Annotated in this window: 12 protein-coding genes; 2 read left to right on the forward strand and 10 right to left on the reverse strand. The window is 52.9% G+C overall.

Features of this window, described 5'->3' with window-relative positions; translation table 11 throughout:
- Positions 1-68: 68 nt before the first annotated feature.
- Together AC1WNR_RS09580 and AC1WNR_RS09585 are read right to left on the reverse strand one after the other, a co-directional pair.
- Positions 69-1,739 carry a sensor domain-containing diguanylate cyclase gene (locus AC1WNR_RS09580; protein WP_481644265.1) on the reverse strand — a complete coding sequence of 557 codons (1,671 nt, stop codon included), beginning with the start codon at positions 1,737-1,739 and terminating at the stop codon, positions 69-71.
- Positions 1,740-1,907: 168 nt separating this feature from the next.
- Positions 1,908-2,150, reverse strand: a complete 243-nt coding sequence (locus tag AC1WNR_RS09585) for an HP1242/YdcH family protein (protein WP_481644266.1) — start codon at positions 2,148-2,150, stop codon at positions 1,908-1,910.
- Between the two features lie 175 nt (positions 2,151-2,325).
- On the opposite strand from AC1WNR_RS09585, the gene aroA reads away from it, so the two are divergent.
- Positions 2,326-3,603 carry a 3-phosphoshikimate 1-carboxyvinyltransferase gene (aroA, locus tag AC1WNR_RS09590; protein ID WP_481644267.1) on the forward strand — a complete coding sequence of 426 codons (1,278 nt, stop codon included), beginning with the start codon at positions 2,326-2,328 and terminating at the stop codon, positions 3,601-3,603.
- Here the strand turns inward: aroA and AC1WNR_RS09595 are convergent.
- The 5 genes from AC1WNR_RS09595 to AC1WNR_RS09615 form a co-directional block, all read right to left on the reverse strand.
- Entirely contained in the window at positions 3,600-3,986 is a 387-nt protein-coding gene (locus AC1WNR_RS09595; RefSeq protein WP_481644268.1) for a response regulator, read from the reverse strand. The genes aroA and AC1WNR_RS09595 overlap by 4 nt on opposite strands.
- Before the next feature lie 88 nt (positions 3,987-4,074).
- Positions 4,075-5,172: a DNA polymerase IV gene (gene dinB / locus AC1WNR_RS09600; protein WP_481644269.1), complete on the reverse strand. Its 1,098-nt coding sequence runs from the start codon at positions 5,170-5,172 to the stop codon at positions 4,075-4,077.
- 23 nt (positions 5,173-5,195) lie between these two features.
- Complete coding sequence (locus AC1WNR_RS09605) at positions 5,196-5,531, reverse strand: BolA family protein (protein ID WP_481644270.1); 336 nt, start codon at positions 5,529-5,531, stop codon at positions 5,196-5,198.
- Positions 5,532-5,566: 35 nt separating this feature from the next.
- Positions 5,567-6,883, reverse strand: coding sequence for a DUF3422 family protein (locus AC1WNR_RS09610; protein ID WP_481644271.1), 1,317 nt, complete (start codon positions 6,881-6,883; stop codon positions 5,567-5,569).
- A gap of 13 nt (positions 6,884-6,896) precedes the next feature.
- Positions 6,897-7,241: a hypothetical protein gene (locus AC1WNR_RS09615; RefSeq protein ID WP_481644272.1), complete on the reverse strand. Its 345-nt coding sequence runs from the start codon at positions 7,239-7,241 to the stop codon at positions 6,897-6,899.
- Positions 7,242-7,326: 85 nt separating this feature from the next.
- Between AC1WNR_RS09615 and AC1WNR_RS09620 the strand changes: the two genes are divergently transcribed.
- A complete protein-coding gene (locus AC1WNR_RS09620) occupies positions 7,327-7,926 on the forward strand; it encodes a hypothetical protein (protein WP_481644273.1) in 600 nt (199 codons plus the stop codon).
- 74 nt (positions 7,927-8,000) lie between these two features.
- Here the strand turns inward: AC1WNR_RS09620 and AC1WNR_RS09625 are convergent, their stop codons facing one another.
- The 3 genes from AC1WNR_RS09625 to AC1WNR_RS09635 are packed head-to-tail and all read right to left on the reverse strand — an operon-like array spanning position 8,001 to position 13,583.
- The gene (locus tag AC1WNR_RS09625) at positions 8,001-11,426 is read right to left on the reverse strand and encodes an SbcC/MukB-like Walker B domain-containing protein (RefSeq protein ID WP_481644274.1); all 3,426 of its coding nucleotides are present in this window, start codon (positions 11,424-11,426) and stop codon (positions 8,001-8,003) included.
- Positions 11,413-12,183, reverse strand: coding sequence for a DUF4194 domain-containing protein (locus AC1WNR_RS09630; protein WP_481644275.1), 771 nt, complete (start codon positions 12,181-12,183; stop codon positions 11,413-11,415). Before AC1WNR_RS09630 ends, AC1WNR_RS09625 begins: the two co-directional genes overlap by 14 nt.
- A complete protein-coding gene (locus AC1WNR_RS09635) occupies positions 12,183-13,583 on the reverse strand; it encodes a Wadjet anti-phage system protein JetA family protein (RefSeq protein WP_481644276.1) in 1,401 nt (466 codons plus the stop codon). Before AC1WNR_RS09635 ends, AC1WNR_RS09630 begins: the two co-directional genes overlap by 1 nt.
- Positions 13,584-13,625 lie beyond the last annotated feature (42 nt).

A 13,625-nucleotide genomic window follows, 5' to 3' on the forward strand; every position in this document is an offset into this window, starting at 1 on the left:
CAGTTTAGTGCAAGTCACACATTTCGCGAGTGTCAGACTGGGTATTACGCGCGTGATGGACGGACCCTTTAGCTCGCTGTCTTCACGTCCGCTAGGGTATCAAAGTGGGTGCAGCAGTTGCGTCCAGCACTTTTAGAGCGATACATCGCTTCGTCTGCCCAAGTTAGCAGCTTCTCTACGCCTCCCTCGAGCTGGGATTCGGTCGTTGCAACACCGACAGATATCGTCACTTTGAGACTGTCTGAATAGAGCGGGATGCGTTGGGCTTCCATGTGTTTTCTCAGCTTCTCGCCGATAACCATGGCATTGGTCTTAGAGGTGTCAGGTAACAGCACTACAAACTCTTCGCCACCCGATCGGAAGAATAGGTCGTTTGTACGCAAAACTTCTGCGCAAAAGCTGGCAACGTTTTTCAGGACCAGGTCTCCAACGTCGTGACCATAGGTGTCATTAACGAGCTTGAAGTGATCTAAGTCGAACATTAATGCGCTGAGCGGGCGCTGGTTACGCAAAAAAGATTCGTATTCGTGCCGGGCGCACGCCTCTAAATGTCTGCGATTGTAGAGTCCGGTTAAGCTATCATGAGTCGCCTGATAGTAGAGCTCGCGCTCGGCATCACGAAAATCGCTAATATCCATCAAGTAAATGACTGCTTGTTCAGACTCTTCACTTTTGATCCAAATTCTGCGCATCAATAATTGAACTTCAACTCCATCGGACCGGTAACCCGTAATTTCACAATTAAGAACCGAGCCCTGATCACCGGTGAGTGCGTCGTAGTTAGGGAGCAATTGGCTAATCGCCGAACCCCGTATTTTATCTTTGTCGATCTTAAATAGTTGCTCGGTCTGAGCATTGATAGATTCGATCTCGTTATTTGAGTTAACGACTATCACGGAATTTAAACCCTCCGTTATGATCGTTTTTAACTGCGCACGGCTTACATTCAACTCCTTCAGATTTATTCGCAGTTTCGTTATCAAAGAGGTAGAAAGGCCGATCCCAACCGCTGCAATGACGCCAAGAAAGATGATAACCCCTAGGTAGGCCCGATCGACACTGTTAGACACCCCCATCATGTCTGCTGAGGCTATGACTCGTACTGATTTCATCCCCTCGTAGTGCATTCCCGTAATGGCCAAACCGAGCAAAGCGCCACCCACTAGATGGGCATACAAGGTTTGCCACCTTGCTCGCAACTCCTCATCCGCCCATATACCAATGTAAGAGAGCAGGATTGCGATTAAAATCGAATAGGTGAAGTCCATCACCTCAAACCGCAATAACGCTTCCATCTGCATCGCAACCATTCCGGTGTAATGCATTACGCCTATTCCCACGGCGATAAGCAGCGCTGTAGTCGCACGATTGGCCTGACTGCGCTCCCGCCCCGCAGTCCAGCGTATCGCAAACCACGCAGCGATGATTGCGGGGAAGGATGAAACTAGCGTCATCCAAGGCGAGTAACTCATCGAGACAGGGATAGACACAGCGAGCATGCCGACAAAATGCATTGCCCATACGGTCACGCCAAAGGTAACCGCTCCAGCCAGTTGCAGGGAACGTCGAGTCAACGTATGTTTGATCTGTTTAGAGAGGTCGGCGATCGTCAATCCGGCGATCGATCCTACCACTGCAACAAGAATTGAAAATCCGATCCAAAACCCGTCATAGGTAATGGGAATGACAGGCTCCTGTCCCGCATAGAAGAAGCCTTGTAGGAATTGCGGTATATCCATACTTAAGTCTCCTCTTCTGACTTGCGTTAATCAGCGCTCTAGATTCGCCAATCAAATATTTCAAGCATAGACCAAAGTGGAGATCGGAGGCGGATGACGTAAAAACGGTTCACCCATATACAAAAAAGGGGCTTACGCCCGTTTTTTTCGTGAGAGTCTCTCTCACTCTTAAACAGCTGCCTGTAACATCGCGTGCAGCTCATCTTTAAGTTGCAGGCGGCGCTTTTTGTACTCCTCTTCCACCTCTGTGGTTACTGGCTCAACCTCCGCCTCCATCTTGTACACTTCGCGAGTGACCTCGTGGTACTGATCGAACAGTTTGGCAAAGTGGTTATTACTGGTTTTCAGCGTATGGATCTGGTCGCGAAATTGTGGAAATTCATTGGCTAGATCGTGATGCTCTTCGCTCATGGGAGCTCCTTGTTTGTCACATTAAATATGATGTTGTGTACTAAGTATTATCTAAGTTCCAGAATAAGCTATTGATGTCGGTCAATATCCCGTCAAACAGCAGTAAATATGGACTTAGAGGGCGTTTACCTGTAACTTCTGGCCCCTAATTTTTAGCTCTACAGATCCGGAAATCATGGAAACTTTGACGCTCCAACCCCGCAATTTCGCCAACGGCGAAGTACAACTTCCCGGCTCCAAAAGCCTGTCGAACCGCATCCTGCTGTTGGCCGCTCTGGCTGAAGGTAAAACGACGGTGACCAATCTGCTGGACAGCGCCGATGTAACGCACATGCTAAACGCTCTGACCGAGCTTGGCGTGAGTTACGAGCTGGCGGCAGATCGTCGCAGTTGTGTAGTAGAGGGTGTGGGGGGGGCGTTCAAATCCTCTGGTGCAGAGATGTTCCTGGGTAACGCCGGTACCGCTATGCGCCCACTGACTGCTGCGCTCTGCCTCGGACAGGGTGAGTTCACCTTGACGGGCGAACCGCGCATGTATGAGCGTCCAATTAAAGATCTCGTTGATGCCCTGCATCAGCTCGGAGCTGACGTGGAGTACCTTAAAGATGAGGGCTACCCGCCGCTGAAGATTAACGCCAACGGCCTTAACGGCGGTCGTGTCAGCATTCGCGGGAATATCTCCAGCCAGTTTCTAACTGCCCTACTGATGGCAGCGCCACTAGCACAAGAGGACCTCGAGATTGTGATGGATGGCGAGCTAGTATCAGTGCCGTACATCGATATCACCCTGCATACGATGAAACTCTTCGGTGTTGAGGTTGAGAACAACAACTACGAGAGCTTTGTAGTCCGTGCCGGCCAGACCTACCGCTCGCCGGGCGAGGTGATGGTTGAAGGTGACGCATCCTCTGCCTCTTACTTCCTTGCAGCAGCCGCTGTCGCAGGCGGTACTATCCGTGTTTATGGCGTGGGTTCTGAGTCTGTACAGGGCGATAAAGCCTTCGCTGAGGTGCTCGAAAAGATGGGTGCTAAAGTGACTTACGGTCCAACTTGGATCGAAGTAACCAAAGGCGAGCTTAAAGGGGTCGATCTCGACCTGAACGCCATTCCCGATGCGGCGATGACAATCGCCACCGCCGCGCTCTTCGCTGAGGGCAAAACTGCGATTCGCAACGTCTACAACTGGCGTGTTAAAGAGACCGACCGTCTGAATGCTATGGCTACTGAACTGCGCAAGGTGGGTGCTGAAGTTGTCGAGGGTGAGGACTTCATAGAGGTGACTCCTCCGGCGAAGATCCAGTCAGCAGCAATCGATACCTACGATGACCACCGCATGGCGATGTGCTTCTCCATTGCCGCCTTTGGTGATGCCGCGATTACGATCAACGACCCGGGCTGCACCAGTAAAACCTTTCCTGAGTACTTTGACCTGTTCGAGCAGGTTACAAGCTAAAGCGCTTCGTTTATCTGTAGGTTGTGGGATTTCAGCAGAGATTCCACTTCAAATAGCAGCGCATCAGCCGCTACCGGTTTGATCAGCGCTGCGTGTATCTGCAAGTTGATCAGTTCATCCCCGGATACGTCCTGCGGGTAGCCACTAATCATCATCACTGGAACCGAGGTGTAGCGCCGAAGCTTACGAACGACACGCGGACCACTCTCTCCGGGCATGCGAACGTCAACGATAATTAGATCAGGTGGGGTTTGATCGATAATCTCTATAGCCTGTTCGCCGTTAAGCGCAAAGCGTACGTTGTACCTGTCACCCAGAACGTCACGATACTGTGACAGGGTCACTGGATCATCATCAATCGCTAGAACTACTTTTTGAACCATCCTTGGTGCCTTTATTAAAGCCTACGTTTGAGACTACTCTCTGAAAACAGCCTTTGCAAACCCGGCTTTTGGTTAATTTTTGTACTGACTAGAGTTCTAGATTGAGTTGAGGATCCTGACCGATCTCATCATCTTCTACTAAATTGGATAGCGATACACCGACTAAGCGTATACCCCGCTCAAGTGGCAGAAACTTCTGCATCTGAGCCAGTGCGGCCAGCTTGAGCGCCTCAGCCGAGTCGATCGGATCACTGAAACTGGCTTGTCGAGTGTGCAGTTCAAAGTCTTGATACTTTATCTTCAGTGTCGCTGTTTTGCCTCGCAGATGAATTCGATCTGACCTAGCGAACACCTCATCCGCAACGCGTTCAATTGCAGCCGTTAACAGCTCTTCCGTTCGAATATCCTCAAAAAAGGTGCGCTCAGCACCCACTGACTTACGTATTCGGTTAACTCGAACGGGCCGATTATCTATACCCCTGGCAGCGTTGTAGAAATAGCCCGATGATTTGCCAAAACGCGATCGAAGCTCGTCTAACGAGCGCTCGCGCAGGTCAGCACCGGTAAAGATACCCAGCTCATGCATTCGTTCAGCTGTACGGGGCCCAACACCATGAATCTTTGCGACATCACAGCCGGCGATATAGTCGGCTCCCTGCTCGGGTCGTATGACAAACAGACCGTTGGGCTTGTTCTCTTCGCAGGCGAGTTTGGCTAGCAGCTTGTTGTAGCTCACACCCGCACTAGCGGTTAGTCCTGTCTCGGCAAGAATCTCGGCTCTAATCTGCTCGGCAATCAGGGTTCCACTACCGATCCCTAGCTTGTCTTCGGTGACATCAAGATAAGCCTCATCGAGCGCCAAAGGCTCAATCAAGTCTGTGTGACGGCGAAAAATCGATCGGATGGCCTGCGAGATCTCGCGGTAGACCTCAAAGCGGGGTTTAACAAAGATAAGGTCGGGGCAGCGCTTCTGTGCACTGACGGAGGGCATGGCCGAACGCACACCATACTTGCGCGCCTCATAACTCGCCGCGGCAACAACACCGCGCTTAGAACCACCTCCCACGGCAACCGGCTTACCCCGCAAATCGAGATTATCGCGCTGCTCAACACTGGCGTAAAAGGCATCCATATCGACATGGATGACCTTACGCTGCCTACTCTGCTGAGCGCTCTCTTCGGACATGAGTCGGAAGGATTGAGGACTGATTAGTGCTTGGTCTGTTTCTGCTTATCATGTTTGGAACCACCCAAACATTTAGGGCTCAGCGGTACTTCACCGGCACGCTCTTCCCACTCATCGGCTGTGTAGAGGTGCATCGAGAGGGCGTGAATCGGGTTCTGCATCAGATCTCCGAGCAAGCCAAAGATCGCCTGATGACGCTGAATGAGTCGTTTCCCAGCGAAGTCATCGCTGACAGCGACCAGTTTGAAGTGAGTATCCATGCGTGTGCCAGAGTGCATATGACTCTCGTTGACGATATCCAACACCTGCAAGCTAAGGCCGGCGGTTAATTTCTCTTCAATCTGCTGTTCAACACTCATCACTGCTACTCCACAAAACACGTCTACTCTGCACACTAAGATGCGCCCCGCTCCTCTTTTGCCAGCTCATGAAAACGGCGATGAATACGGCGGGTCACATAAAAAACTGAGCCAAGAATAATCGGCACAGAGATGCCTGTCACTAGACTCTTATCAAACTGCACACCGGAACTGGCTGCGGCATCGGTCAGATACTTTACCAAACCGACCAGGTAGTAGCTGATTGCGGCGACCGAGAGCCCCTCCACTGTGTGCTGCATCATCAACTGTACCTTAGAGCGGCGATCCATTGAGCCAAGCAGCTCGCGGTTCTGATTCTGTATCGCCAACTCAACGCGAGTACGCATCATCACAGAGGTACGATGAATTCGAGTAGAGAGGTCATCGAGGCGCTTTTGCATTGTTTCACTCGAGCGCACAGCAGGAGAGAGTCGGCGAGTCAGGAACTCGCGCATGGTCAGATGGCCCGAGACTTCATCTTCCCGCAACTCGTCGAGGCGGGTTAGCATGATGTCGTGATAGGCACGTGTCGCATTAACCCTAAAGCTTGTGCGTGCACGGTGTGCCTCAATTGACGCTGCCATATCGGTGAGTTCGCGAAGAATGCCGGCATCGTCATCATCATTGTTATCGGCCAGGCGATTGGTCAGTGCAACCAGTTGGTTATCCATCTGCGCCAGCACCGGCGTCAGCGCCCGAGCATCAGGAAAACCTAATAGTGCCATCATACGGTAGGTCTCAACCTCAATCGTGCGCTGTACCATCCGCCCCAGCTGTGTAACTGACAGGGATCGGTTGAGCACCAAAAAACGACCAAATCCACCCTCATGCAACCGGAAACTAGTCCATACCTGAGCCTGACCGCTTAGCGGCGAGCTCCCTACCAGCATCTGATCATTAAATAGAGGGCGCACCTCATCCGGTGTAGGCAGCGGATCGGTAGCATCGTCAACCCGCACATGGAAAGCGGCGACCACAGTGCCCGGCATCTGCTCCAGCCAACCCTGTGGCAGGCGCTCGAGCGCTGTCTTATCAAAAGGCTGCTCCAGCGTCTGCTGAGTGCCATCAGTAAATGTAAGACTCGTAAATTCGAGGTGGCGCTCCATGCGAACATCGAAACTACCGATGGAGAAGGAGTTCAGCGCGCCTGACGATACACTATGGTCAGCTCCCAACTCTTCAATCAGCGACTGCAGATGTTGCGCCTGTGCCTCTTTGATCGACTCATCGCTGAGCAGCGCCAGATGGGTAATTGACGTACCACTGTTAATAGCGCGAAAGGGCCGCGAATGCAGTTCATTGATCAACGCGCCGCGCTGCGGATGCCACTCTAGGGCTTGGTTATTACTCATCGCATTCGTACCCTTAACTTTTCAACGGCGCACGCATCAGAGCAGCGTCACTCAAATCGAAGCTCATCAACTGAATATCGAGTTCAAACCAGACCTCAAACATCTCAGGTGTTAAAGGTTCGGGCCAGTTGTCACCAAACTCATCCCAGGCTTCTAACTCATTCTCAAAGATGGTACGCCAGTGACGATCTATCGCTTTGGCGAAATCCTCCTCGGCCTCAACCTCATCAATTAGGTAGAGCATCGCCTCAGCCCGAAGCTCGTCCAGCGACGGCGCTTCAGCGTTGAAACCCTGCAACCAGTCCGCAAAGGGCTGGAGCGGTCGAATTGATAAACCGGAGCGGTTCAGTAGTTTCATCTGTTATCCTAGCCGTCGGTCCGCGATAAACAGCGGGCCCGTAAAAAAGTAGTTATAAACTTATTACAAAAACTACACTAAAGCGATGATGATTCCTATCCTGCCAGCGCTGGAAAACCGTAAACAGTGGATTGAGTTCTTTCAGCGTGAGCGCTCTTACGCCCAAGTGCGCACACCTAACTGCCGAATAGACCTGCAGACCACCTACCTGCAGCTGACTCGTTTCGACCAGCAGAAGGCGATTCGCTACACACTAGGCTCACGAACAACGCTGGAGCCCGTATGGGAGATTATCAGCCGCTGTAACTGGTCGTTAAAAAAGCTCGTTGCCGGCTTGGATAGCCTAGAGCCAGGCTCAACAGTGCGAGATAAAGGGTTTAGCGATTGGAGCCCTGATTTGACTGTACGCCGCTCGATTCCGAGGGAGCAGCAGCTCTACTCTGAGGCGGCTTTAGGGGCCTGGCCTGAGCCAACAGATATCATGGCTATCGACTCACTTGATGCGGTCTGCTCGCTAGTTGCTTGGCGCAAAATCGAAGAGTGGGAGTCAGTGTTGGCACCGCTACATTGGCTGCTGGAAGCTCAGGATATGCCTGAAGGCTGGGAAGTCCGGTATTCCCGAGATGGGACCGTTCGGGTGGAGCACCCAGAACGGCCCAGCGCGAATTTTAAGGTACGGTTGTAGGAGGGATGTCCGCGAAGCGGATTTCCCGACCCGACGAGATTGTCGCGAACATGCGGCTGCACCGCAGATCGCCCCTACAGCAACTCCTCTTCGAACTCTTCGTCCTCTTCGGCCATCAGCTTTTTGGGGCTGTCAGACGCCAGCAGCGCCTTGCCCAGATCAGTCGGAAACTCAACATCCACATCCACTACACGGCCATCACGGCAGACGTTAACGATTGTGTCCATGCAGGTTGAGAGCAGCGAGTACTTCTCATCCGGTGCAGCGATGATGGTCTGTAGACCCAGGTCGCTCATAAAGCCGAGTGAAGTCACGGTATTCTCCGAGTCGAGCTTGTTGAACGCCTCATCGAATACCGACAGGCTAAAGCCACCTACAGGCCGGCCATCACCGCCCTCTTTCAAACGGTAGGTGGCACCCAGTGCCGCTGCCATTGCAACGTAGAACGGCACCTGGTGCTCACCACCCGAACCGGTTTTGATACGCTGCGTCAGCGTTGTCTTACGGTTGCCGTCCAGATCCTTAACCACCAATTCGAAGTTGTAGAAGTTACGGTAATCCTGCAGCAGGCTCGACTCGCCCTCATCCTTGAGCACATCATGAATCCGCTCAAGTGCCGACTTGTGGCGGGTGTCCTGATCAAACTTCATATCGAAGAGTGAACCCACATTGGCCGAATCCAGGCTAGTGTATGCCTCTACCAACTCCAGAATCTCTTTGAGCTCTGGGTTTGGCGTCATCTCAAAGCTGTACATCTCTTTGTGGAACGGGCGGTTCTTAAGATGCGAGTTCAGTTCACGAATCAGATCCCGGATCTTGTTGATCTGGTCATTCAGGTGAGCAACGAAGTCAGAACGGAAGGCTGACTCAGCCTCCATCCGCGCACGTTCCGCCTTAGCGGTGTATTGCGCCAGCTCCGACTCTTTCAGCGAGTCGACCGTCTCGTTTACATACTGCTCAAGCTCGGCGTGGGTTGAGTCAGGGCCAACTTTGTCGAGCTCTTGGTGACTCAGACCACCGCCGTGATGACGCGCCTTGTACTGGGCGACGCCGTCGCGTACACCATTCTTCTTGCGCTCATGCAGCGACAATTCAGACTGAGCCTTTTTGGCCGCTTCAAAGATGATGCGCTCTAGCTCACCGCCACAGCTCTCATCCAGGTAGTCGCGCTTCTCTTGCGCAGATTGCGGGTCAAACTCAGCATTGCCTTCACACTTGGCACGCGCCTCGGCGTGCTCGGTAAGATCTTTCTCAAGCACCTCAAGCTGGGCACCATCTTTAATCAGACCGGTGCGCGCCTTCTGCAGCTTATCCATCAACAGCTGTTGCTGCTGTTCTGTCTCTTTCTGCAGGTTCGCCAGGTCAGCGATGCGCTGCTGGATGCCGGAGTCATCATGGTTCCGCAGATCGGTGATCGTCTGCTGATGCCCCTCAATCTGGTGCGTCAGCTGCTTACGTTGCTGTACCAGATCGAACACTTTTTCGTTTACCTGCGTCAGGCCACCATCAAGACTGATCAGCGCGTCACGCAGTTTTTCCAACGAGTCGTGCTGCTTACCGAGCAGCGTAAACTCGTTGATCATGTCGTCTACCTGCTTACCCTGCAGCGCCAACTGATCACCGCGACGACGTATGCCCATGATTGGCGTCATCTCGTTGATTGATGTAGTTGAACCCTCTGTCTGCAGCATGCAGTCATAGGTCAGTGCGCGCTCGTGGCGCAGCAGTTCAGTTTCGGTCTCAACCGCCATCACCCCGCCCAGCGCACGGTTCATGTAGGCCATAGCGTGCTCGTTATCGGTCTCAACAAACTTCGCCAAGGTACCTGGCTTAGAGCGGTTGGCCCAATCAGCCGACTTGGTCGTGTTGATGATTCGACAACCCTTAAGGTGGCGACCTTTACGACGATAGAGCGTGATCGCCTCTTTCACGCGATCTGGATCAACAATCAACGCTTCACGACGCGCACCCAGGAAGGACTCAATCGCGATACGCCACTTATCTTCGGTGATATCCACCAGCTCACAGATTGGTGTGGACTCGATGCCATACTCATCCAGCAGCTCCATTAGCTCAGCAGTGTTACGTCGCACTGGCGCACGCCCCTGCTGTAGCTGTTCAACCGCAGACTTCTGGCTCTGAATTTGGTTACGCAGCTCGGAGATACGGATAACCGACTCTTCGAAACGGCGTGAAACTTTTCGACGCACGTTCTCAATCTGCTTGCGCAGTGCATCCAGCAGATTATCAACGTCAACCGGCTCATGCGGCCAAGCATCCGCCATCAGGTTCTCGCCCGAGCGCCAGAGCTCAACAGCCTGATCAACTAACGCCTTGAACTCGTCGGGCAGCAGGTCGCGATGGTGGTTAAATCCAACCGCGGTACGCATCAGTGAATAGGATTTCTGAATGCGCTCTTGCACTACATTGAGCTCATGCTGGTTCGCACGAATCGATGATTCGAGTGCGTTCACCTGGTGGGCTGAGTCGGTGTTATTTAGCGCAGCTCGGGCATCAGCGAGGTCCTGCATCACTTGGTTCAGCTGCTGGCCAACCTCAGTTAGCTGCTCTTGAACCTCGGTCTCCTGCTCCTGCCAAGTCTCAAGACGCTCTTCGGCCTCCTCTTTGCGCAGGTCGGCATTTTCGAAGCGGGTCTCATGTACCACCCACTCGTACTCAACCGCATTCTTAAGATTACGGCTGATACCGCGGCAGAGCTCCTGCACCTTCTCGAGCTCGTCGATACGATCGGCCACCTCTTTGGTTTTGGCCTCCATCGCACGGTACTCATCGAGTGACTTGCGGAAGGCACCGACGTGTACCACGTTTTCATCCAGCACAAACTCACGCACAAAGCGTGTTGGACTATCGATAGGGACAAACTTCAGCGCGTTCTTAAAGTTTTTGATGAACTTATCATCATCATTCGGCATCGCGGCATCGTGACTCAGATGCGTCACCAGCTCTCGAATGTAGCGGCTGGCACGCTTCTCCAGAATCATATCTGGGCACTGCTTCATCAGTGAGTCGCGCACTTCAGGCCAAGGACGCGGCATACGGCCGTTGCCCTGTTTTACTGTGAAATCATCGAGCGATACGGAGAAGTCTGGCAGGATAAAACGCCCCAAGATCTCCTCTTCTGCGCTAGCAGTCGATGCACTAATGGCGATACCGACACAGCTCTCTTTCGCTGTCTCAGTATCAAAGAAACTCATCGCCAAGTAGGTGATTGAATCTTCACGAGCACTTGCAGCCTTACCGCCGTCATCCAGATAACCCAAGCAGTAGGTGCGCAGTGAGCGCTCTGATTTCTCGCCCGCTGAGGCGTTGAAACTCAAATGGCGTTTGTGGCCACCCATCAGGATGGTCTGCATCGCATCCAGCAGTGACGACTTACCCGAGCCGTTGGGACCGACAATCGCAACGCTACCTTTGATCGGTATCTCTTGGGCGCCCAAGACATACCAGTTAACCATGACTAGACGATTAAGCTGTTTCATCGTTCGCCTCCTGTGCGTCCGCTTTCTCGGCGTTCACTTCCTCTGTAGCAGAGTCTGCCTGTTCGTCCGCACTCTGGGTGCCGTCCTCGGCAGCGTTTCCTGCCTCTACTTCGGCTGCACCCTCTTCAATCAACTCGGCGTCAGTCTCTTCGGAGCTCAACTCCATATCACGGTTTTCGGTATCGCAAAGCGCTTCGAGCTGACGAATATAATCCTCAATAACCACCTGACGCACAGTTGGATAGATACTCAGCGGTACATTTTTGGGGTCAGTTTCATCAGGACGGCCGCGATCTATCAGGCCGTGACGCGACATCAGCGAGAGGATCTCTTTTAGACGCGTCTCGTTGGGAATCTCTTTACCGGTCAGACTAACGTACAGGTTCAGCAACTCATCACTGCTGGTGTAGGCCAGTCCGCTCTCAACCTCAAAGTTTTCCAGCTTCTGTTCGTAGATCTGACGCACGCATAGCAGCAACAGCGACTCATCTAGTTTGAGGCGCATCACGCGCTCTTCAGCCGCCGGGATAATGCCGAGATAGGCCTCATCCGGCTGGTAAACCAGCGTCCAGCCAATCGCGCGGAACAGGTTACGGAAGTAATCGATATTGTGTGACACCAAAAAGTAGAGGTCACGCTGCGACGGTTTATCAGCGTAGACAAACTGATTGGTCAAAATCTGATTAGCGGCGCGCACGAAATCATCTTCGGTGGCTTTCTCGTTGCGCTCTAGCGCTCTCTTTAAATCAGCAAGCATTAGGCATTGCTCCTGTGAATCGTAAAGCCACGGCACTCAACCATGTCGGCGACGCAAACGTAGCTATCATCAAACTCTATCTGGTAGCGCGCCGCGGTCTTGCGCGCTTTTTTACCGAGGGAATTAAGGTGTCGGACGTAACTGAAGCAGATGTAGTCCTCAATCGAGTCGATCGCAAAATCGGTTGCCGCAATCTGCTGCTGACCCGCTTCGAAGTGGCGTTCTAGGTAGGCCTCAATACGATCCACCTTCACCTCACGACGCGCTTTCCACTCTTTGAATAGTTCGCGCTGACGCAGCACTTTCGGATCGATCTGCTGCTGCGTAATTACGCGCGGTTCAGTCGCCACACGACGCTTGATGGGTGAGCGGATACTGATAGGCGAAATGAAACCGTACTGATCGAGCGTGCGAACCGGCGGAATTTCGCGGCCATCTTTCTGACCGAGCTGGGTAATCAAACGCGACAGACGCGACGCCATACCCGGCGTGGTCTTGTCCATGTAGCGCACGGTATCGGCGACGCGCTTCTCGAGCTGGTAACGGAAATCATCAATCGCCTGCAGGCGCAGATCCACTGACTCAAAGATACGAATGATACGGCTGATGTGCTGATGCACCATCGCCTCGGCCGTCTCCTGCTCCACTTCGTACTGCATCTGATAGTGCTGCGTCAGCTGCTCGAGCTTGAGCGTATCGAACTGTAGATCGCGCAGTATCGACAGAATCTGCCGGCGGAAACGGAAGGGGTTGTTCTTAGTCTTCAGTGTCTTGTAGTCAGAGACCAGAATCTGTTCAACAAAGCGCTCGAAGAAGCCGCGCACAATCTCTTGTGGGTTGTGACTCTCAGCCAGATTGATCTTTAGCTCACGCAGACCCAAGAGCATATCAGTCAGATGCGCACTAAACTCGGCCGCAGTCTCTGAAGCCTCAGACAGTGTAATGCCTCGACCGAGCGGATCGTTGATCGCCGCTTCGAGTGAGGAGAGCACGTTCAGAACGGCGCCACCATAACTGCGTTTTTCGAAACGCGCGATGGAGACTAACGAGCGCATCAGATAGCTCACCGATGGCTGCAGTAGCACATAGGTGCGGTAGATCTTCTGCTCTTCCTCGAGCCAACCGGTCTGCACAAGACGGCGGTAGATGCGATTGGTGTAGTCGGCGCTACTGCTGGGCAGCTCCGTCTCCTCTTCAGACTCCGCGACCCAACGGCGGACGCCGAGACGTACCACCGCACCCTCGATAGTCGAGCGCACCATATCCTTGGGTATAAATGGATCGATCAGGTCTTCATCGAAGAAGAGGTCCGACAGTTCAAGCAGTACAGCCTGGTAAACCTGACGGTTCTGCCCGGAGAGTGGCGAGAATATATCTTCGGGTAACTTACTAAAAAGCACTTAAATCTGGCCTTAAAATCTCTGTAGCAGTGCCGCAACGAC

It is taken from the genome of Marinobacterium marisflavi, assembly GCF_982447095.1.

Excerpts from the sequence above, each read along its gene's own strand:
- AC1WNR_RS09580 (WP_481644265.1), bottom strand. The coding sequence starts at position 1,739 with ATGGATATACCGCAATTCCTACAAGGCTTCTTCTATGCGGGACAGGAG.
- AC1WNR_RS09585 (WP_481644266.1), bottom strand. The coding sequence starts at position 2,150 with ATGAGCGAAGAGCATCACGATCTAGCCAATGAATTTCCACAATTTCGC.
- aroA (WP_481644267.1), top strand. The coding sequence starts at position 2,326 with ATGGAAACTTTGACGCTCCAACCCCGCAATTTCGCCAACGGCGAAGTA.
- AC1WNR_RS09595 (WP_481644268.1), bottom strand. The coding sequence starts at position 3,986 with ATGGTTCAAAAAGTAGTTCTAGCGATTGATGATGATCCAGTGACCCTG.
- dinB (WP_481644269.1), bottom strand. The coding sequence starts at position 5,172 with ATGTCCGAAGAGAGCGCTCAGCAGAGTAGGCAGCGTAAGGTCATCCAT.
- AC1WNR_RS09605 (WP_481644270.1), bottom strand. The coding sequence starts at position 5,531 with ATGAGTGTTGAACAGCAGATTGAAGAGAAATTAACCGCCGGCCTTAGC.
- AC1WNR_RS09610 (WP_481644271.1), bottom strand. The coding sequence starts at position 6,883 with ATGAGTAATAACCAAGCCCTAGAGTGGCATCCGCAGCGCGGCGCGTTG.
- AC1WNR_RS09615 (WP_481644272.1), bottom strand. The coding sequence starts at position 7,241 with ATGAAACTACTGAACCGCTCCGGTTTATCAATTCGACCGCTCCAGCCC.
- AC1WNR_RS09620 (WP_481644273.1), top strand. The coding sequence starts at position 7,327 with ATGATGATTCCTATCCTGCCAGCGCTGGAAAACCGTAAACAGTGGATT.
- AC1WNR_RS09625 (WP_481644274.1), bottom strand. The coding sequence starts at position 11,426 with ATGAAACAGCTTAATCGTCTAGTCATGGTTAACTGGTATGTCTTGGGC.
- AC1WNR_RS09630 (WP_481644275.1), bottom strand. The coding sequence starts at position 12,183 with ATGCTTGCTGATTTAAAGAGAGCGCTAGAGCGCAACGAGAAAGCCACC.